The following is a 22772-nucleotide window of genomic DNA, read 5'->3' as shown; positions in this document are numbered from 1 at the left end:
CAAATAAATGTTCATCCATACTATAATTCATCCAAGGCTTTTTTTGCTGCTTCATTGGATGAATCTTTTTCAAGTACCGCTTGATATGCAGCCCTTGCCGCTTCAATCTCCCCCATCTTACAGTAACAATCACCAAACTTTTTCAGGATATCATGCCTGTCTGGCATTGCAATATAACATTTTTCATAGGCAATTGCAGAAGTAGTGTAATCTTGCATACCAAAAAGCGTATCACCAAGCTCTTCCCAAAGAACTGCCTGATTTTTATCCATCTCAACAGCTTCCTGAAGCCTTTTAATTCCCTCCTCAAACCTGTTGTTTTCCAAAAAAAGTCTTGCTGATAATCCAATCCACGAAGGGTAATCTTTTGGTTTTTCAGCCTCTTCAAATTCATATTTCAGTGCATCTTCAACATGAACCAAGGCATTTTCAATGTCACCCTTTTGTGAACAAAGACGTCCCATTAGATAATCCCACTCAGGTGTTAATCCACGCAAAGGTTCAAGATAGCAAAGAAACAGTTCTGCATCTTTAAATCGGGCATGTTTATTGATCCAAGTATTTAACATTGCTGATGAACGCTGCCAGCCCACATTTTTAGCCTTTACGATAAAATCCTCTTCACGGCACAATTGCAATGCCCGTGTCATGGCCTTATCCATTATAGAAGGTTCTGTTCTGCCCCGCTCCAGCCAGTAATCTGCTTCTTTTCTCTGATAATCCTTGATTTCCAAGCTTAAGCCGGGTTCCTTGTTCAGGGCAACTTCCCAGTATTTAAAGGCCATATCAAAATTTAAAAGCTGGACATATATATTTCCCATTAAAAAAATGGTACCTGGCAGAATCTCCATTAACCTCCTTGGAGCTTTCACCATTCTGCCCTCTCCCGATCTCTATTAAAGTGGAGTTGGAATTAAAATGAGTTATTTCGGGCTCACAACTCAGTATTGAAAGAGCTTTAATGGGACAACGCTCATTAATATAATGTTCTGTAAGTGCCGTCATTTCGTTGTTTTCCCCGAAATTTACGGTAGAAATTTTGTCTTCTGCAACTCCATTTCTCCCCCCAACAATCCCCTCCCTACCTCCTGCAAACTCTTTTCCAAGAATATTCTCTTCCATTTCCAAGAATTTAACAAGACCCTCCACCGAGGCAATAAAAACTTCAACGCCATATTGATGCCCCTCCATCTCCAGCTCCAGAACCCTTGACTCCTTTAAAACCGTTTCAATGTAGTTAGATACCGCTTCTGTCTCTTCAAAAGATCTGGCTTCATGTATCTTTTTAGCTGCCACCTCTTCCATTGGCATAAAAGGCTTTAATCGCTTATACATTTGATTAAGCTTTTTCTTATCTTTTTGCACTTGCGGAGTAAGTTGGGACAAACGGTTTATGCCATCCACCCTTCCTTTCAATTTTTTGCTGTACTTTTGAATAGCTTGAACAACCTTGCTATTCTGTTTTTGCAGCGCCTGTATCTGCTTTAAACTTTTGTTTGCAACATCAATCTGAAGTTTTGCTGCAGCAATAAAACTGGAAATTGCAGGAGTTGGAGAATCCTCCATAGCTGCCTTAATAATCTGCCCTTGATCTAAAGGTTCTCTCAGATAGTTATTGATAACATTATCAAGACTTTCCACTCTGGTACCTTCAATATGGGCACCTGCTGCTGTTGCGTTTATATATTCACATTGATATTTTTTGAGATTTTGCTCAAAATTTTGCTTAAACTCAAATAGAAAATCAAGGGTACGAACGCCATGCCCGTCAATACTCTTAACAACAAAGCTTCCATCCTTTAAATGCCATCCATGGTTAAAAACCACACCTCCAACATGGTCTGTCTCCTCTGTTGTTAATGCAAAGTCATAGCCTGTCATAATTATTGGATCAGCACCTATCATCTGGGCAAAACTCAACGCAAGGGAGGCAACTGTACCAACCGGCTCCATGAGATATTTGATTTTAAGAGCCTCAATTAGCCAGGATTGAGTATCATTATCCTGAAAGCAGAAAAAAAGATTTTTCAATGGCAACCTTCGTGCAGTGGGAACAGATGATGTTATGGTCGCAACAAGGGAAAAATCTGCTGATGACACAACATCAGGAGATAACTTTTCGGAATTAAGCTCCCTGTAATCCAAGGTAACCACAAAATCAGGGTTGATACCATTCCTTTGTAAGGGAACAAGAGCAGAATCCACAGCAATCATTACACATTTACCAACAGCCTTTTTTAACAAAGGGATACTTTTGTCAAGTGATGGGCCTGCTGAAACAAGAACAGCGGGTTTCCCCTTAAAAGCATCTTTTAGCCTGTCTGCAAAGGATGCTTCTCTGAAAAGCTCAAGATTACGCATTCTGTTTCTGAAAATATGCTCTCCAAACTTTCCAAGCACACCCATGCCGGAGACAGCCCTGACAGCATATGCCCTGGCCTTATTTTTTGCGTTGTTGTAAAGTTCAGGATTCCAGTCAAAAAGTGCAAGAAAATCGCTGAAAAGAAAATCAGTATTAATTGTTTTTCTATTGATGGTTTCATCAAACTGCTTCCAGTCAATCTCCCCTGCAAATATGGAAATCTTTGGAGATGTAAAAAGCGGGGAGAGATCAACATATTTAAGGGCTAAGTAAAAGATATCCATGGAGGGTTCAAGAATAACTGCCCTGAAAATATCTTTTCTACGCTCCATTGCCACAATGGGAAGATGCCCCAGCCCCATACCAGTGAAAATGCATACGGTCTCATTGAGATTATTTTTATTTTTAAGTACTGGAAGCTTTTGTTCAATATTACTTAAAGGATCAACAGGATCATATGCATAGGTATATTTTTTTCCAGGAGTTCTAAAACGAAGGGTAGGCAAAGTGGATGTTTCAATAATATCTCCGATATCAGAAGGAGTGAAAGAAAGTACACTATTACAAAGTTTTTGATCCTTTTGACGAAGAAGTTCAATGTTTTTATCCCAGAAATTATGCACTTTTTTCTCCTTATAACAAACTTTGATGGTCTCATAATGTTGTCCATACTGAATTAAAAAATTCAAATGGGCACTAAAAAAACTTTCAGAAAATAGAGTTAACCATTAAGCGGAAACATCCAAAACCGCTCCTCCATATTTAATAACAATCTTATCCACAGTGAGCAGGCTCATTCCTTCACTTTCAGCCTGGGCAATTAATATACGATCAAAGGGATCTTGATGGAGTTTTTATAATAATAACCAATAAATGCAAAATAACAGCAATATATGACCGAATTGATTCTGTGAGATCTTCACGGCGTACAAATTGCTTTCCCTTAAAAATAAATTCTGGTAAGTTATTGAAATCTTTGAGCAGCATATTCTCTCCTGTATCAGTGTTTTTTTTTGTATATTACAAAGATACATCAAAAGGGAATCTGCTCACAACTTTTTTTAAAAAAAAGTGGCCCTTGCCCCCAAAAAAAAATTTTATTTCAGCTAAGTGTCAACTGAAGAATGAAGGATGCCCAACATTGATGCAAAATTGCACCAACAAATAAAACGTCAAGCCTAACCTCATAAAATCATCGGAAAATATTTATGAAAAAAAAGAAAACAACAAATATAAAACTATCTGCCTGCATGATCGTAAAAAATGAGGAAGCAATGCTTGAGCGATGCCTCAACAGCATTAAACATCTTGTGGACGAGATTATCATTGTTGATACAGGATCAACAGACAGAACAGTTAAAATTGCACAATCTTTTAATACAAGAATATTCCACCATCCCTGGGAAGATGATTTCAGCAGACACAGAAATCAGTCGATCAGCTATGCAACCGGAGACTGGATACTTGTCATAGATGCTGATGAAGAACTGGATGCAACTGCTATTACAAAAAACAAATTAAAAGAGACATTAAAGAAAAAATCTAAAAATGAAAATGCATTGTTTATTCCTGTTCTGGAAAAAAACATAGCTGGTGAAGTTACCAATACAATCAAGCGTGTACGCTTTTTCAGAAATAATGCGGATTTTATTTACAGAGGAACTGTGCATAATACGCCTGAATACAAAGGGGGTGCTGGTGAACTTGATCTAAATCTTTTCCACTATGGATATGCACTGCCTGAAGAGAAGATGCAGGAGAGATATAAAAGGACATCCTATCTTCTGCATCGCAGAGTGGAACAAAATACTGATGATTATCATGCATATTTTTATCTGAGTCAGCTATGTATGCAGATGAACGAGGAGGATAAAGGCATTGAGTATGCAAAAAGATGTCTTGATTTGCTTAAAACCGTACAAGAGAAAGATGCCGATATCCATTTTTATTACTCAATCTATCACATACTGTCTATAACTTTAATAGATAAAGAAGATTATGATACTGCTCTTGAGATTGTACAGGAGGGACTTGAGAAACTTCCTGATGAAACAGATCTTCTTTATGATCTTGCCTGTACAGGATACTTCCTCAATCATCATAATATTGTCATTGAAGGCGGGGAAGCCTTTATCCGGTCTGTTGATCAACAGAAAAACAGATCCTCAGCTAAAGATTCTGTTTCTGAAAAGATTATACAGGTTAACAATACCTGTCTGGTCTCCACCACAACTTCCGATGCAGTATCTGCACTTGAATTCTGGCTAATGAGTGCCTACATAGCACTAAAAAGATTTGATGATTATGAAAAATTATGGAACAGGTGTCAGGAAGCGTTTCTCAAAAACACCGAACTTCACGAACCTCTTCTATCAGCTCTTGAGAGGGCAGATAGATGGGATCTTCTTGAAAAAGTAATCTATGCTCTTTCAAATCGCCAGAACACATACTCGGAAGAGTTTGAAACAGCAATGCTTGAATATAAAATTTTTCTGGAAAGAAAAAAAGATGCATTCCAATCCCTCGAAGCTGTTATTACAAAATTTCTGGATCTGACTAAAGATTACGAAACAATGAATCTTGCAACTCTTGTAATTATTGCCGAGTATATGCTCAAGGTAAACAATGGAAAATCATTTCTTCAAATAACAGCCGTCATATTGAACAATTATCTTGAGCATGAACTTGATAACGTAAAAAATACCAAAAAGCTGGCATTGGCATATAACATGGTCGCCCAGCAGCAAGAGAGCACAATAAAAGGCAACATTACAGCATTGGCCTGTCTGAATATTGCCTGGATTCTGTCTGATGACCAATGCTATCTTGATTCTATCAAAAACTTGAAAAAAGGCGGAATTTTCCAGCCTGGCAATATTGCAATATCCGAAAATATTACAATAAAAGAACCTGTCAACGAACCTGTTAAAGACTCCAATACCCATTCATTAAAGATACATATAGATAACATCAAAAGGCCAGTTGTATCTGAATCAGATTCTCCTGCCTGTTTCCACACTTCGTTTGGAGATTTCAATATAACACCAAAGGTATCAGATGAAAATCCGGTTTTTCTTCAGGGCATTATAGGAGAAGATAGAAAAGCAATTGGAGTGGGCTCTCCTCTGAGAATGCAGCTTCTTTTAATTGAAGATGAAAGCCAGACAAAAATCCTGTTTGTTGCAGCAGATATTTTTGGATTTGGCAGTGAAATGGTGGAAATTATCCGAAATACTGCTTCACAATGGGGAATATCATCAGAGAGAATTATCTTAAATGCATCTCACACCCATTACGGACCAGGAACATTGTCTCATACATTCAGGACGATGGGTCCATATTTTAAAGAGTATGCAACGGAAATTGCGGGTATTGTCGGAAATTCACTATCAATGCTTCATGATAACCTTGAAGAGTCACATATCTACTCAGGCAATACAGATGTCAGTATTGGAGTAAACGTACACGGCATACCTGGAAAAAACGAAAAAATAGAGTTCCAGCCTTATAAGACTGGAATTTATGATCAACACACCCCTTTTCTTCTGTTGGAACTAAAGAAGAGTAACAAGAAAATTATAATGGTCAATCACGGCTGCCAACCAACCGGGCTTGGAATGGAAAACAATATATCTGCTGATTTTCCGGGATATTTCAGGGAAGAGCTTTTAAAAACAGGTAAGGTTGACCATGTCATGTATCTTCAGGGGGCATCCGGTGACATAAAGGAGGCGTCAACACTCAATGGCAAGCAAGTCCTTTCCAGCACATCACAGGATGCCCAAAAAAATGGCAGGATCATGGCACAATGCATTGAAACTGCCCTTGATAATGCTCTATTGAAACCATTGACAGAATCAAGCATTTTCTGCACCAGTCAAACCATGTATTTACGGCTCAAAAAAGTTCCTGATATCAATCGAATTAATCAGCTTAAAAACGACCTGCTATCAGCCCCTGTTATAAGGGAGTGGGCAGCAAGATTATCTGCGACATATCCTTTAGGCGATTTTCCAAACGCTCTTGCTCTTGATGTGTTAGTCTCATCCATTGGAAATAATTCCACATTTATCTGTTTTCCTGCAGGGTCTGTAGCAGAATTGGGGATCAGCCTTAAAAACATTACCAGCTATCCAGAGAACACGTTTGTTCTTGGGTATACCAATGGGATGCTATGTTATCTTCTTGATGATAAAAGTATTGATCGTGGTGGATATGAATCCGAGATATCGCCTTATTACTATATGATTCCTTATCTTCTTGCACAGGGTACAGATGCAGAAATAATTCTAAATGTCAAAGAGTGTTACTCAAAAATCAATACTCTTATTGAAGAGGGCAGTTATCATAAAAAATCTCAATCATTAGAAAAAATTAAAGCGCAAAATAATGATAATGAGCAGAATGTTTTTTCTTCAACTCAAATCAATGATGTTTTTCTAAAACAGATTCCACCGGATCAGTGGCACTTAAAGACAGGCATGAATATATGTATTATTTCTGACTTTAACATAGCAGGCGGACTTACCGGGTTAATGAGAGGAATCAATAAATACTCAGAGCATAAAGCAAGATGTATTATTTGGCATGACGATCATTTTTCTTATGACAAAGATATTATTTTGGATGAATGTGGTAATGATTATGATGAGGCAATTGAAATTGTAAAAAATGCAGATTTTTACCATTTTGGACGATACATTTTTGATTTCCCAGGAATTAAGTTTGATAACTTTGTAACACCACGCAATTGTCTTGTAGCTTATTACGGCTCTGTCCTTAGAGAAAATGGAAAAAAATGCAATGCATGGCATAAAAAAACTGGCATTGCGGCATTGACCGCCAACGACTTTACGATCACTTCACTTCTTGACAAATCTTTTTATCATGTACACCACTACTATTTCAGTAAATATGGAGATATGGATGAAAAAGATATTCCCTGTGCTGAATATCCAGAAGGTATAGTTAAAATTGTAGCAGGCTCTGGAGGTTCCCCATTAAAGGGATATGATTTTTTACAAACTACTGTAAAAAAATTGCAAAAAAAAGGTCTTCCGGTTGATGTGGAAATAATTAAAGGTGTTTCTAATAATGAATGCCTCCATCGCAAACAAAAATGTCATATTACCTTTACTTCTCTACATGGAGGATGGGGATTGAGCGGAGTGGAAAGCATGTTTCTGGGTCACCCTGTGATGTGCTGTCTTGATCCTTTTGTATTATCTCTTTATCCGGATGCCCCCTCTATTGTTGTTGACAGGGAGAGCCTTGAGGCACAGATAATAGATCTTGTGGAAAATCGAGATAAACTTGTAAAAACAGGCATGGAAAGCAGAAAATTTGCACTAAAGTATTTTCGTATTAAGAATATTATAAAAAGCTGTTTGTATACATATGATTTGATAATGAATCATGAAAAGTATCAGCAAGGTAACACTAAAGCATCTAAAATATATACATTTTAAGGAACCCCATGGACATCAATGGAAAGAAATTTCTTGTTATTGGTGGAGCAGGATTTATTGGCTCTCATCTGGTTGACTTACTCACCAAAGAGGATGTTGCAGAAATTCGTATTTTTGACAATTTCACCAGAGGTAGTGAGGAGAACATTGCCCATGCATTAATGGATCCACGGGTAAAAGTCTTTGATCTTGGTGGAGAGTTGCTGCATAGAGACATTCTTGATTCAGCCATGAAAGGCATGGATGGAGTTTTTCATCTGGCTGCCCTGTGGCTGCTGCACTGCTATGATTTCCCACGCTCTGCTTTTGAAGTCAATATGGGAGGTACATTCAATGTCCTTGAAGCTATGCTCAATAATGGCATCAGACGTCTGGTGTACTCCTCCTCGGCAAGTGTTTATGGGGATGCTGTGGAAGAACCCATCACAGAAAATCATCCGTATAACAATACAAATTTTTATGGAGCTACCAAGATTGCAGGAGAGCAGATGTGTCGTGCACTGTATCATCGTTATAAAGATACGGAAAAATATTTCAACTATGCAGGATTACGTTATATGAATGTATACGGTTCAAGACAAGATTATCAGGGCACCTACATCGCAGTTATTATGAAAATTCTTGATAGACTTGATCAGGGTCTGCCACCGGTTGTTTACGGAGACGGTTCCCAGGCATATGATTTCATTTATGTCAAAGACTGTGCCCAGGCAAATATTGATGCTATGAAATCAGATGTAACAGACTCATTTTACAATGTGGGCACAGGAATTAAAACATCAATAAAAGAGCTGGCAGAACTAATTCTTGAAGTGACAAACTCAGATATGCAAATTGAGTATGCTCCCGGTGGATTAACCTTTGTAAAAAACCGTGTTGGCTCTCCTGACATGGCTAAAAAAGAGATCGGGTTTAAAGCAAAAATAGAGCTGAAACAAGGTTTAAAAGAATTGATTAAATGGAGAGACTCCCATAAGGATGCTGTGCAGAAAAGACGGTCAAAGGTGAAAGAATGAAAATTCCACTAATAAAACCTTATATTAATGAAAATATTAAAGAAGAGGTTTTAAAAGTTCTTGAAAGCGGATATTTAACCGAAGGCACTGTTACAAAAAAATTTGAAAGCACAATACAAAAATATCTTGAAGTCAAACATGTTTTAGCCGTATGTAATTGTACTGTAGGGCTTGAGACAGCACTGCGTTCTCTTAACATCACTTCTGGAGACGAAATAATTATACCAGATTATACTTATCCTGCAACGGCATCAGTGGTAAACATTGTCGGAGCAACTGCTGTCATTGTTGATATAGATCCACAAACAATGCTTATTGATAAAAGTGCCATTGAAAACGCAATTACTCCTCGAACAAAAGCAATTATGCCAGTTTCAATATTTGGCAACCCGTTAGATTATAATAGCCTTAATGTAATAAAAAACAGATACAACCTTCATATAATTGAAGATGCAGCCTGTTCATTAGGTTCTGAATATAATTCAGTCAAAACAGGGAATCAAGCAGATATCAGTGTATTCAGTCTTCATCCCAGAAAATTTATTACTACTGGAGAAGGGGGACTTATAACGACAAATAATGATCAGCTTGCACAATGGATGCAATCATATAAACATTTTGGTATGGACATACAAGAGTTAAGATCTACTGCCACTTTCGAACATATCGGAACCAATTATAAAATGAGCAATATTCAAGCAGCAGTGGGTCTGGGGCAGATGATTCATGTCAATGAACTTCTTGTCAGAAGAAGAAAACTTGCAGCACAATATTATGACGTTTTCAAAAAAGTTGATACCATAGGAATCCCAAAAACGCTGACAAATGGAAGACATTCATTTCAATCATGCTGTATTTTTGTGCAAAATAGAAACCAAATTATTTTAAAACTTGCAGAGAAAGGGATTGAAACGCAAATTGGAACATATGCACTGCACATGCATAAAGCATTTTATGACAATCCTCGATGCCGTATAGTTGGAGATATGGATGGTAGTAAATACGCCTATGAACACTGCCTGACTTTGCCAATGTATCACGATATGACTGAAAATGAACAAGCAGAGGTAATAAAAGAGATAAAAAAACTATGTGTGGAATATGTGGAATAATAAATATTACCAAAACAGAGCCGGTCTCGCAGGTCATCTTAAAAAGGATGACAGATGCTATTTCTCACAGAGGACCAGATGGTGAAGGTTTCTATATAGACCGCTTTGCAGGATTAGCTCATAGACGTCTTGCTATCATTGATCTTTCTTCTGCAGGTCATCAACCCATGATTTCAGAAAACGGTCAATTTATTCTTGTATTTAATGGTGAAATTTATAATTTCCAAGAGTTACGCTCTGAATTGGAGCAAGCCGGCCATAGATTTAATTCAAACACTGATTCCGAGGTAATTCTTATTTCATATATAGAGTGGGGTGAAGAATGTGTAATTAGGTTTAATGGTATGTTTGCTTTTGCAATATGGGATAGATTAAATGATACCATGTTTATTGCCAGAGATCGCTATGGAATAAAGCCACTTTATTATACATTAACACCCAAGCTCTTTATTTTTGCCTCCGAACAAAAAGCTATCCTTGAGCATCCAGATGTCAAAAGGAGTGTCGATTTTGAAGGGCTTATTGAATATTTTACCTTCCAGAATTTTTTTTACTGATAAAACTCTTATAAAAGGAATTAAGCTGTTTCCCGCAGCTCACTATGCAACAATAAAAACAAATACTCTTTCAAACAAAAATACGTCATTTTTAGATCTCCGTTATTACTGGGACTATAATTTCAGGGAACCAGATACTCCATCTGCTGACACTCAAGAATACGTTGAAGAGCTTGATCGCCTTTTTTATAAAGCAGTAAAACGTCAATTAGTGAGTGATGTTGAACTTGGAGCGTTCTTGAGTGGAGGCATGGATTCAGGTGCAATTACAGCCATTGCAGCACAACAGCTACCATACATTAAAACCTTTACCTGTGGTTTTGACCTCCACTCTGCTTCAGGCCTTGAACTTGCATTTGACGAACGGGTAATGTCAGAATACATGTCCTACATTTTTAAGACAGAACATTACGAAATGGTTCTTAAAGCGGGTGATATGGAAAGAGTTCTTCCCAAATTAGCCTGGCACCTTGAAGAACCGCGTGTAGGACAAAGTTACCCCAATTTTTATGCCACACAGTTGGCATCAAAATTTGTAAAAGTTGTTTTGTCAGGTACAGGAGGAGACGAATTGTTTGGAGGCTATCCTTGGCGTTACTATAGAGCGGTTGTAAACGACAGTTTTGAAGATTATGTGGATAAATATTATCTGTTCTGGCAACGTTTGATCCCAAATAAGGAGATAAAAAATATATTTTCACCCATCTGGAACAGATGCGGGAACGTCTGGACAAAAGACATTTTTAAGGATGTCTTCAAATACCACCAAAATGAACTCAGAAGACCGGAAGATTACGTTAACAGCTCATTGTATTTTGAAGCCAAGACTTTTTTACATGGTTTACTTCTGGTGGAAGACAAGCTTTCCATGGCACATGGCCTGGAAAGCAGAGTGCCATTTCTTGACAATGAACTGGTTGATTTTGCCATGCAGGTGCCCATCAGTATGAAACTTGGCAATCTTAAAAATGTTGTCAGGCTTGATGAAAATGAACCTGGCAAAACAAAACAATATTTTCAGAAGACCAGAGATGGAAAATTGATTTTAAGAAAAGCAATGCAAAGATACGTACCTAAAAAAATATATACAGCTATAAAGCAAGGGTTCTCAGCACCTGATGCATCCTGGTTTAAAGGTGAGAGTATAGACTATGTAAAAGAGCAACTCTTTAACTCAAAAGCTCGAATATATGATTATATGGATAAAAAAGCAGTTTTATCTCTTGTGAATGAACATTTGACAGGAAAAAAAAACAGGCGGTTGCTGATATGGTCTTTACTCAATTTTGAATGGTGGTTAAAAAATTATATGAATACGGGTAAAAACAATGGCTTTCCAGACAGTAACCAATAAGGTGATTTGCGTAAAACAAAATCCCAGATACCATACCCTGCTTCAAACTCCTGTTATTCAAGCCTTATCTCTTGATAAGTACCGAAACAAAATTAATCCGATAGTTTTTAGACTTTTTTCTATGATTATTTGTGGGTTGGTACTTAATCGGTACATCTATTCATGATAATCACCTAAAAGCTTCAAAGATGCTATCATTATCAACAAGATAAATTTTAATTTAAGTATAAAAATTATGGGTAAAAATAAAAAAAAACTCAATTCATTACACTCTAAAACAAATACTCTACTTAAGCAAATCAAGGCTTTATTAAATACATTAAGACGAAATAAAATGAGCCAATGGAAACGCTGCCTGCCTATAAATGAACTTTTTACGGATCGATGGGAAAAAGCTTCATATCTTGGTTTTGGCGAAGGGACAAGTATCTATGATAGTGCCATTGTTATTGGTGATGTTAAGGTAGGAAGCAATACTTGGATTGGACCATTTTCCTTATTGGATGGATCAGGTGGACTTATAATTGGAAATAATTGTTCTATATCTGCTGGCGTTCAAATATATACACATGATTCTGTTAGATGGGCTATTAGTGGAGGAAAAGATACAATAGAACATGCCCCAACGTCAATTGGCTCTCAATGTTATATTGGACCTAATGCGATCATTGCCAAAGGAGTGACTATTGGAGATAACTGTATAATAGGTGCAAATAGTCTTGTTGTTAATGATATCTCTTCAGGAAAAAAAGCCTTTGGGAATCCTGCAAAAATTATTGTTAATTCTTAAAATCAACCTGAGTTCAGAGATCGGCACATGAAATGTAACTACCTGAAATAGCAGGTGATCTACTTCTCAAAATTTCGTGTGCATTTAGACTTTTTTAAAACACAAGCACCTGATTTTGTTGAGTAAAAAATATTCAATTTAATTATTGTTTTTTAAAGCTTTGCTGTTATGATGAGAATCATGATAGCAAAGCAGATAAAAAAAATCGGTCATTTACGGATTGAGTCTAATCTTCATTTTACAAAAATAAACCATGCAAACAGATTACAATTTGATAATCTTGTTGCTGTGGTTGAAAAATAGTTGGTTTTTGAAATGGATACTATTTATAAAGAATATCATAAAAAAATTATAAAAAATATTATAAAACGATCTTGTCTGTTATCGCTCAAAAATTTTCATGATCCAATACCAATAAATCTTAATGATCAAGTACCAACCACTAATGGAGATAATAGCATAGTTGGGGCATTACCGACATCTGATATTGAAACAGAACCACTTCTTCTTGCAACTGAAAGATCCTCAGAGCAACAACCTTCCCAAATCTATTATTATACTATAGAGCAACAAAACATAGTTTCCAGATATCCTTTAAAGGCGGAAGATAAGAATAGATTACTGACAACTATATATGATACACAGACCACCCAACTTGATCTAAAGACAAAAAAATACAATACTGAAAAGAACAGCAAAACCTCTAATATTCCCGATATTAATTTTTATAGATTACATAAATATAAAGATATCTTTTGTACAATAATACAAAGCTCACTTATCTTTTTTAATAAAAAAATGGAGATAAAACAAACTTTTCAATGCAAATTTATCCAAAGCTGCCAGGATATTTTTATTTCAGGAACCAAAATTTTCATGGTGAGCACTTTATTTGATGCCATTATTGTTTTTGATCTTAAAAGCAATAAATTTATTGAAGGCTACCAGATCAACCACAACAAAACAGCTAACTGCATCTACATAGCTCCATTTGATCCTGTTTTAAATAATTCTGATACTGCTTCATATAATTATCCTCAACCTAACAATGAGATGGGATTATCATCAGCTTTTGTGAAAGGTGATTCTCTCTATTTTTACAGCAATAAATTTAACCTGCTTTTTTATGCCAAGGAGAATGGCTCACTGCATAAATCACTTTCCATTCCAGACGGAACCTGTTTTGTAAAAAATTATAAAAATGGCATTATTATGGAAAATATATCCAATAACTCCATTGAATATATTAATATGGAAGGAGAAATAGTTGAATCTTTTTCACTTGAACCTGCCTCTAAAAAAGAAATTAAGTTATTAAGCACAACTTCTGACGATTTAATTATTGCAGCTTCTTCCCTTTCCCATATATACATATACCAATCTGGAAACAATAAGCCTGTAAATCATTTTGAAGGATAAATATGGCACAACCATCATCTAAAATAATATCTCCTGAAGAGTATTTTTATTCAGAAGAAACATCAGATGTTAAAAATGAATATTTCCACGGTGAAATATTTGCAATGACTGGTGCATCCCTTGCACACAATATTATTGCTTCAAATACCATCATTGAGCTTGGCATGGCATTACAAGGTTCTGAATGCACCGTTTTCACAAGTGACATGAAGGTGGAAATTGATCCGGCACACCATTACACATATCCTGATATAAGTGTTGTCTGCGGTGGGATCAAACTTATACCAAACCGCAATGACGTGATTACAAACCCTGTTGTGATCATAGAAATTTTGTCACAATCCACAATGGATTATGACAGAGGTTCTAAATTCACTGCATATAGAAATATTGATACCTTAAGAGACTATATATTGATAAATCAATATAAATATCATGTTGAATATTTCTCTAAAAATGACTCCAATGCCAAATGGCATCTAAATGAATATAAACAAAAAGAAGATACAATAAACATACAATCAATAGATACCAGACTAACACTTAAACAAATATATAATAAGATATAAATAGCCAAATGAAAAAAAAACAAATATTTCCACCATTCTGCATGACGCAAATCAAGCTTATAAAAAATCAGACTACAAAAAAGCTTTGGAACTATACAGCCAGGCCCTTGAGATACAACCAGACAATGCTGATATAATGAATATGCTCAGTTGTATACTTCATGAGACGGGAAATCATGACGCCAGTATGGAGCTTATCAAAAAAGCCATTGATATCAATCCAGTTTCCCCCATGTACAGAAACAATCTTGGGAATTTTCTTTTCAGCATGGAAAAATATTGTGAAGCTCTTGAAGCTTTTAAAAAGGCAATTGAACTCAAACCATCTTTTATTGATGCCCATTATAACCTTGGACTTACAGCCATGAAACTTGGAGAGAACAATCTGGCTCTGAAAAGTTTTCAGCTATGCGTCAAAAAAAATCCTGATTTTTGCGATGCCCGCACCAACTTGGGTACAATCTATATGGGAATGGGAAAGCCTCAAAAAGCCTTCCAGCATTTTAAAAAAGCCATTGAGCTTAACCCATTGGATTTGGCAACTAACGTCAATTTCAGCATAGCACTTGAAAAGGATGGAAAACGTGACCATGCAAAGAAACTCCTTGAAAATGCACTCACTTTTCTTCCCGATCACCCTGAAATCCTTTTCAATCTTGGGAACTTGTACCAAAAAGATGAAAATATAGAAAAAGCTGTATTATGCTTTACAAAAGCCCTTGAAAAAGCCCCCGGTGACACAAGAATCTTATATAATATTGGCACAACACTTATGGAAGCAAGGGATAGAAAGGGTGCCATGCCATATTTCCAGAAATTACTTGCCATTCTCCCTGATGACCCCAGGGCAAATAACAACATGGGTCTTATACATTACCATATTGGGGAATACTGTAAATCAATGCCGTTTTTTGAAAGGGCAATAAAAAACAGACCAAATTTTTTTAAAGCTTACAACAATTTAGGGCTATCCTATAAATCCCTTGGAAAAATGGATGAAGCTCTTGAAAACTTCAAAGAAGCCACAAAAATCTCCCCGGATTTTGTGGAGGCACTTCACAACCTCGCTGAAAGTGAAAGGGAGGTTGGAGAATATGATTCTTCTGCAAAGCATTTTAGAAGGGCGCTTGACCTCCAGCCTGATCTTGCTGTGGCAAACACACGCTACGCATATCTTTTAAAATGGCAGTGCAACTGGAATGAATTTTCCCGTATATCAAAAAAAATGGACGCTATCATTGAAGGTCAGCTTGCAAAAGGTGACCTTGTGGGTGAAACCCCTTTTATGAATATAATAAGGGTACCAGATCCTGTTATGAACAAAAAAATCGCTGATTCCTTTACACTTATAACACTTGATAATGTAAAACATCTTGATATTAAATTTGATCATCATAAAAGAAAAAAAAATGGACAAAAGAGACAATATCCAATCACCATAGGGTATCTTTCAGCAAATTTTAAAGATCATCCCATGGCACATCTTCTTGCGGATCTATTTAAATTTCATAACAGAAACCAGTTTAGAATAAATGCCTATTCCCTGGGTGAGGATGATAAAAGTCCCTACAGAAAACGATTTATGGAACATGCTGACATATTCAGGGATATAAGGCATTTAAGCTATAGTGAAGCTTCCAGTTTAATATATGATGATGAAGTTGATATCCTTGTGGATTTAATGGGTTATACCCAGGGAGGCCGTCTGGAGATTGCAGCTCTTCGCCCGGCCCCTCTTCAGGTACGCTATATGGGACTTGCCGGTACAACAGGGGGAAATCTCTTTGACTACATCATAGTTGACGAGATTGTGGTGCCACGGGATCAGGAAGAAAATTACGCTGAAAAACCAATCTACATGCCCCACACCTACCAGATAAATGATCGCAACAAGGTTATATCAGACAAACCTGTCAATAGAAAAATGTTCAATCTTCCTGAAAACAGCTTTGTATTTTGTTCCTTTAATCAACCCTATAAAATAGATCCTGAAATTTTCTCAACCTGGCTCAATATCCTCAGAGAAGTTGAGAACAGTGTATTGTGGCTCATGCCGGGAAAAACAGGTGCAGGTGAAAATCTTGCACAATATGCAGAAAAACATGGTATTGACAGAGATCGCCTTGTATTTGCCACTAAATATCCCTTGGATGAACACCTTGCACGTCTCAAGCTGGCTGACTTAGCACTTGATACCCTTGAAATTGGAGGAGCTGCCACAACAAGTGATGCCCTTTATGCCGGAATTCCCGTCATTACCATCACCGGCAACAGATTTGCATCCAGAATGTCTGCAAGTATTCTTACTGCAATAGGTCTTGAAGAACTTGTTACAGACAATCTTGATTCATATTGTGATATTGCAATTAAAATAGCTAAAAATAAAGATTATATGAGAAGCCTGAAAAACAAACTTAAAAACAATACCCATAAAGAACCTCTTTTTGATACCCTTGGCTTTACACTTAATCTTGAAAGGGCATATATTAAAATCTTTGAACGCTATCTATCTGGTAAAACCCCGGAACTTATTGATCTAAAAGAAGATATGTGTAAGTTACACACTTCCCCAGCACTTTTCCCCCATCAATATGACAGTTCCATAAATCATATTGAAATGATGTAGCCCCCACTATTTTTGCGACCTGTAAGGATAGTACACTGTCAAGACTTAATTTTAGGGTTATATGCAACGTAGAGACAATGCATGCCTTGTCTCTACAATTAACCGGACCCTAATTTTTCGCTTTGAAAATGCACTTTCGATGCCAAACATATCACTCGTTCCTCCGGGTTACCATCACTTTCATGAACATCTGTCCCTGTGTCGTGCTCTGTTTTTCAAGTGAGACCCACTTCACTTTGCGTCCCCCTTCTATCTGCTGATGCTGCACTCCCTGAATGAGCACAGGAAAAACCTTGAAGTCATGCTGATGAACATATGTGGGGCTGTGTATAAAGCCAATTATCTGAAAATTTCCCTCTGTGTCCGGCAATGATTTCATGCTAAGGGAGATAAGATTTTCATCAGAAAGCTGGGAAAAAAGCCCGTCAATAAGAAGAAAACTTGAAACCCTGCTTCCATCCTGATGTCTTACACCACGACTGCGGTCTTCATGAAGCTTTCTCTGCACTGCAAAATCTGCAAGAGCCACCACCCACAAAAGAGCAAGGGCTGACTTCTGCCCATTGCTTATGGAGCCATCATTGACAAAAATTGTGGGAACACCATTGCGGATCTCGGGATGTATAAACCTGATCTCAGGATTAAGAAAAATCTGGCGGTAGCAGTCACGGCTTATAAGGGTACGAAGATCTCCGTAATACTCCCTGTCATCCCTCTTCAACCTGGAAGGGCTTTTTTTAATAACCTCACTGTCATTGGAAATATATAGCTCATGCCTTGATTTTATAGTTTTTATAAGCCCTTCAATGGCTTCTTCAATATTATCCCGACCGGCAATGGTTACCCTGACATCAAATGATGCGCCACTTGATTTTCTGTAGTGCTTCAGAATCTTTCTCAAAATAATAAAATTATCGTGTGCCTTATCTGTAAGACGGGTAAGATCCTTTGCAAGCCCCTGCCTTAATGCCTCTTCTGTTTTTGCCACCCTCTCGTAGTTTGCCTTTTCCCTGTTATAAATCTCCAAATATGTTTTTCTGATTTTCAAGAGATATTCAGGATGCTCCATTGTATCCTGAAGGTGCTCCTTCTCATAGTGTCTGAAAGGGATCTCAGGATCTGCAAGCCCTTTTTCAAGGGTTTCTCGATACTGTTTTCTAAAGGAGTCTATCTTTTTTGTCATATTTTTGATTTTGTCGGCAAATGATGCAATACCCACATTATCAAAATGATCATTGAGGGAGTCAATATCGGAAATTATCTCCTGGGTTGAAAAAGAAGAGAGCTTATCTCCTCTGCTTTTTTCAGAAACAATCTCGCCGATCCCACCAAGTTGATACAGCCTATCGACTTTTGTTGCAAGGGATTCCGGAAACTCAAAACCCTTTGGAACTGCCTTTTTATACTGGATGCCGGGTGTGTTAAAATGTGAAACAATGTGACATAAAATTCTGTCATACTGGGGAGAGGCAATGCTTAAGTCTGTCTGCTGGTCTATCAGAAACTGCTTCTTTTTATTGAGTTCATCCATCTTCATGCGGGACTTCTGAAGAAGATGATTTATCTCTTCAATACGCTCTTTTTCACCTGACTCACTTGTGGCAAGGTGATCCACAAAACGCTGTGCTTCATCAAGCCTGAAATTGAGCTTTTTGTTAATCGTGGCAATTTTTTCCCGTATCTTTTCAATCTTTTCTCCAGCTTTGCTCATGAATCCAAAATCATTGCTGTTAACAAAAAGAATAATCTCCTTTAAACTCTGCTTTACCGGGACATTGGCAGTCATGGTATCTGTAAAATGCTCTTCTGCAAGCTCTCTTTCCTTTGCAAGCCTGCCTTCTGTCTCCATCTCCCTGTCTCTTTCAGCCTCAAACTCTTCAAGCTCCATGGTTTTAAAGCGAACAGCTTCAAATAGCCTGGTATATTTTTCAGGGCCTCCGGAGCTGTTGAATTGAATAAGAGAGAGCAATTCACTCTTTTGTGTGTCATATTTGCCTTTATGATCATAAAAAAGACGTTTGGACTTTTTATGTTCATCTTCCATTCTTGCACTTCTGTCGGCAAGCTCCCTCTCATCTGCCTTGAGCTTTTCACGTTGTTCCCCAAGACTTTTTACTGACTCCTGAAGCTCTTCCCAGACCCTGATTCCCCCTTTTTTATGAAACTGTTCTGCTTCCCTGAAAATTGAATATGCTGACTCAGGGTACTTTTCCTCAAAAAGAGATTTTTGGGAAAGAAGGTCAGTTGCATCTTTTTTTGCAACTTCAATGGCCTCCCCTGCCCCCTTTTCAATTGACTCAATGGCCTGAAAAGCAAGGGTTATAACTTCACTGTCAGGCGCAATTTCATCAAGGCGAACCTGAATTGAAGATATTTCACCGCGGGTTAACTCTATTCGCTCCTGAATAGCAATACGCTTTCTGACAATTGCTTCAGGATCGAGAATGCATTCAATAATCTCGTTTTTTCTGCCTGTAAAAAGATGAGATACCACATGGGTTTTATCGCACACAAAAAGCTCTTCTGCCGGAGTGTCACGAAAAAAGGTTACAAGTTCATTTTCAAGAAAAACCGGAACCGGCAATGGCTCTCCATCATATCCGGCAGAACCGACTAAACGTCCTGGCTTGTCGATTGCGGTCACCTGCGCTCCATCATGTCCGGCGGACCCGACAGAAGTATTATCAGTGAAAGCCTTTTCAACAATGAAACCCTTTTCAAAAAGCTCAAGAAGCAAGGCAGCATCATTGGTTGAAGAGACAACAGGCGCAAATAAAAATGAGGAAAAAAGGGATAGATATCTCTCTGTTGTTTTATTATCAATATTATAGTCAATAATAAAAGAGTAGAGAGATTTCCATTTGATATCAGAGGGTATAAGCTCAAAGGCATCTCTAAATATCCTTGCAGGTGCAATTTTTCTGTTCAAAAGAAGCTCATGCTCAACCTCAAGGGATGCAAGGATTCTTGCAAGATCGCTTCGTCTGCTATAGAGTGCTTCCCGCTCTTTTTCAATATCATCAATCCATTTTTGGGGATGAAGTTCCGAAACATCTTTTTTAAAGATCAACTCCTTCTGGTAAAGATTTTCAAGCCTTGCAATCTCTGCATTTATTGACTTAAGTCTGCTTTCAAATGCTGAACGGCTGCCCCTTATCCTGTCCTCAAGCCCTGTGACTTCATCTTCCGGCCATGTTTTCACCATCTGTTCATATGCAGGGTAAAATTCAGACAGTGTCTGGAATTTGCGGTTAACACTTTCATATTCCCGTGAAACCTTTTGCAGGGATTTTTCAACTGCTATTTTCTCATACTTAAGTGTATGAAGGGTCTTTTTGCAATCCTCCATATCAGCCAGCAACGCTCTTTCCTGCTCTGTTATTATATCAAGGATTTTTTTCAGGAGCCTCTTCCGGCCACTTTTCCATGAATTTAAGTTGAATCTGATGCATAGGCTCAAGCCTGGCAAGGGAATTTCGCTCAATCTCAATCTCATCATTGAGTTCATGGATTGTTTTAACAGTATCTGCAATCCTTGACTTGACGGAAAGCGCCTGCTCCTTCAAACGGTTTCTTCGTGCCTTCAGGGCATCTTCCTCTTTTTCAATTCGGGCAAGTGCATCAACAGGGGATTCATGGGGAGAACTCTCCCTGAACCCCTGCCATTTTGCAAAAACAGCCCTGTGAAGGGCCTCACGGCTTACACTGTCTGACAGCTCTGTCTGAAGGCTCTCCTGCTCAACCTTGAGATTTGTCTTACAGGAACCAGGGTGTTCAAGCTCAAGGCTGGAAAAAAGTCCTGATTGTTCCAGATCCAGAAAACATCTCTGATCTGACCTGAAAGTCGCAAGATTGCTCTCTATATCCATCTTGCGTGCCTCATCCCTTCGTATCTGTTCAGCAAGATGCTCAGCAGAGACAGCAATCTCGGCAATCCTTCGCTGTATCTGCTTAAGGGATTTTCTGAAAAAACTTGTATCAACTTTGGATTCAAAATGGTCAAAGGCCCGCTCAACTGCTTTTTTCATTGAATCCCGAATCTCTTCAGACTCATTATCACTGCCGCAGAGAAACTTCATGGATGCACGCTCAAGCATGGCAAGGCAGTGATCAAGGGAGTAAAGCCTGCCCGGATATTTTTTATTTTTACCCCGGACCAAGTTTTTTACGCTCTCCATACCACCTGTAATTTCAAGAACCTGGGATGGCTGCGCACCGTTTATGCCACAACGCTGGGCAAGCTCGTTAACCCTTTTAACCGCCTGTCCTGTCAAGGTTTCTATACCTTTATCACGAATCATGAAGACAGGTTTCATGTTCGGGACAATAACCATCTCCCTGACAAGAGCATCAATGATCTCAACTCCGGTTTCCACGACAACAGGAATACCTGGCAGGGGATGATCATGGACAAGATATTTCATAAATGCGGCAGTCTCCTCAACCGCACTTCTAAGCTCCTCTCTGGAGGTCCCGGCATTAGAGATATCATCCACAACCCCTGCAAGTATGTTTAAAAGATCAATTGCTTTTTCCTGCTTGTGAAGCTCTGCTTTTTTATTCTGTGCCTGGATTTGGGTATTTATTATGCTCAGGGAGATATCAAGGATCTTTTCATCAAGAAAATACTCTCCATGCACCGCATCCTCTCCACCTATGTGGGCAGATTCCCTTAAATCAAGGGCAGAACCCATGGTAAGCTGAGGTGCTATATGTTCATAAAAAAATGTCTGATGGAAAGCCTCATGGGGAACCCTGCTGGTTTTGTACAGATCAGCTGATTTATCTCCGCCACCTGCTGTCTGGAAATGGCGATGCTGCTCCACCTGCTGGGGAGATATATGCTCGTGAATTGCCTGAAGCCACTCATCCCTTGGAATTGGTCTTCCTATTCTTGCCCTTGGAATAGATTTTATTTTTTCCCTGAATCTGGAATTGCTTATAAGGGTCAAAGAGTTATCAGAAGAGTATCTTCCATCATCACTGCCTGGGTTATCTTTTTTTTCCTCACTGTTTGCCCTGTCTGAATCATTTCCTTTTTCCGAACGAGTTCTTTGTTCAGAAGCATCTCCATTTTTCTGGACTACAGCGCTATCTTCAAGCACACCAGGATAGTAGTAATAGTAAAGCATTCCATTATCACCGGAATAGCCACATATTCCAAATACCCATTTTTCCCCTGTAATAACAGATGACAAGCCCGGAAGGCTGTTCTGGCGACTGCTCTCTTCATCCGGCACAATAAACTCAATACGAATATGAGAATAGACAGAGCCGGTTCCAGGAATGGCCATTAATGCCCTTGTTTTGCCTATCAGGGCATTGTTTCTGGACATCATACCCACAAGTGCATTGTTTATGGTTGTTTTTCCGCCACCATTGCCCATAACAACAGCCGTGGATTTACCTTCAAAATCAAAAATGGCATGACGGTAATGTGCTGTTCTTGATGCTCCAAGCAGAAAATTACTCAATTCAATCCGGTTAATCAGAGACATT

Annotated in this window: 13 protein-coding genes; 9 read left to right on the top strand and 4 right to left on the bottom strand. The window is 38.1% G+C overall.

The annotated features are described in order from the left end of the window. Window positions 1–20: 20 nt before the first annotated feature. Together MTBBW1_RS25170 and MTBBW1_RS25165 are read right to left on the bottom strand one after the other, a co-directional pair. Window positions 21–851, bottom strand: coding sequence for a tetratricopeptide repeat protein (locus MTBBW1_RS25170; RefSeq protein ID WP_080809159.1), 831 nt, complete (start codon window positions 849–851; stop codon window positions 21–23). Next, the gene (locus tag MTBBW1_RS25165) at window positions 787–2985 is read right to left on the bottom strand and encodes a motility associated factor glycosyltransferase family protein (RefSeq protein ID WP_080809157.1); all 2199 of its coding nucleotides are present in this window, start codon (window positions 2983–2985) and stop codon (window positions 787–789) included. The genes MTBBW1_RS25170 and MTBBW1_RS25165 overlap by 65 nt, the downstream gene beginning before the upstream one ends. Window positions 2986–3570: 585 nt before the next feature. On the opposite strand from MTBBW1_RS25165, the gene MTBBW1_RS25155 reads away from it, so the two are divergent. From MTBBW1_RS25155 to MTBBW1_RS25120, 9 genes are all read left to right on the top strand, one after another. After that, a complete protein-coding gene (locus MTBBW1_RS25155; protein WP_080809153.1) occupies window positions 3571–7830 on the top strand; it encodes a glycosyltransferase in 4260 nt (1419 codons plus the stop codon). A gap of 8 nt (window positions 7831–7838) precedes the next feature. Continuing rightward, a complete protein-coding gene (locus MTBBW1_RS25150; RefSeq protein WP_080809151.1) occupies window positions 7839–8846 on the top strand; it encodes an NAD-dependent epimerase/dehydratase family protein in 1008 nt (335 codons plus the stop codon). Further along, the gene (locus tag MTBBW1_RS25145) at window positions 8843–9958 is read left to right on the top strand and encodes a DegT/DnrJ/EryC1/StrS family aminotransferase (RefSeq protein ID WP_080809148.1); all 1116 of its coding nucleotides are present in this window, start codon (window positions 8843–8845) and stop codon (window positions 9956–9958) included. The genes MTBBW1_RS25150 and MTBBW1_RS25145 overlap by 4 nt, the downstream gene beginning before the upstream one ends. Window positions 9959–10005: 47 nt before the next feature. Continuing rightward, a complete protein-coding gene (locus tag MTBBW1_RS29265) occupies window positions 10006–10515 on the top strand; it encodes an asparagine synthetase B family protein (RefSeq protein ID WP_222424167.1) in 510 nt (169 codons plus the stop codon). Continuing rightward, on the top strand, window positions 10469–11869 hold the full coding sequence (locus MTBBW1_RS25140) for an asparagine synthetase B family protein (protein WP_222424166.1): 1401 nt from the start codon (window positions 10469–10471) through the stop codon (window positions 11867–11869). The genes MTBBW1_RS29265 and MTBBW1_RS25140 overlap by 47 nt, the downstream gene beginning before the upstream one ends. A 235-nt stretch (window positions 11870–12104) precedes the next feature. Continuing rightward, a complete protein-coding gene (locus MTBBW1_RS25135; protein ID WP_080809146.1) occupies window positions 12105–12659 on the top strand; it encodes an acyltransferase in 555 nt (184 codons plus the stop codon). Between the two features lie 315 nt (window positions 12660–12974). After that, on the top strand, window positions 12975–14078 hold the full coding sequence (locus MTBBW1_RS25130) for a hypothetical protein (protein WP_139786900.1): 1104 nt from the start codon (window positions 12975–12977) through the stop codon (window positions 14076–14078). Between the two features lie 2 nt (window positions 14079–14080). Beyond that, the gene (locus MTBBW1_RS25125) at window positions 14081–14647 is read left to right on the top strand and encodes a Uma2 family endonuclease (RefSeq protein WP_080809139.1); all 567 of its coding nucleotides are present in this window, start codon (window positions 14081–14083) and stop codon (window positions 14645–14647) included. A 25-nt stretch (window positions 14648–14672) separates the two neighbouring features. Next, entirely contained in the window at window positions 14673–17273 is a 2601-nt protein-coding gene (locus MTBBW1_RS25120; protein WP_342743971.1) for a tetratricopeptide repeat protein, read from the top strand. A gap of 151 nt (window positions 17274–17424) precedes the next feature. Here the strand turns inward: MTBBW1_RS25120 and MTBBW1_RS25115 are convergent, their stop codons facing one another. Continuing rightward, window positions 17425–20757, bottom strand: coding sequence for a coiled-coil domain-containing protein (locus MTBBW1_RS25115; RefSeq protein ID WP_139786899.1), 3333 nt, complete (start codon window positions 20755–20757; stop codon window positions 17425–17427). Further along, a complete protein-coding gene (locus MTBBW1_RS25110; protein WP_080809131.1) occupies window positions 20660–22771 on the bottom strand; it encodes a hypothetical protein in 2112 nt (703 codons plus the stop codon). The genes MTBBW1_RS25115 and MTBBW1_RS25110 overlap by 98 nt, the downstream gene beginning before the upstream one ends. Window position 22772 lies beyond the last annotated feature (1 nt).

The organism is Desulfamplus magnetovallimortis, assembly GCF_900170035.1.
Lineage (GTDB): Bacteria > Desulfobacterota > Desulfobacteria > Desulfobacterales > Desulfobacteraceae > Desulfamplus > Desulfamplus magnetovallimortis.
The sequence above is the reverse complement of the archived record's forward strand: the minus strand, read 5'-3'. Positions and strand labels throughout refer to the sequence as shown.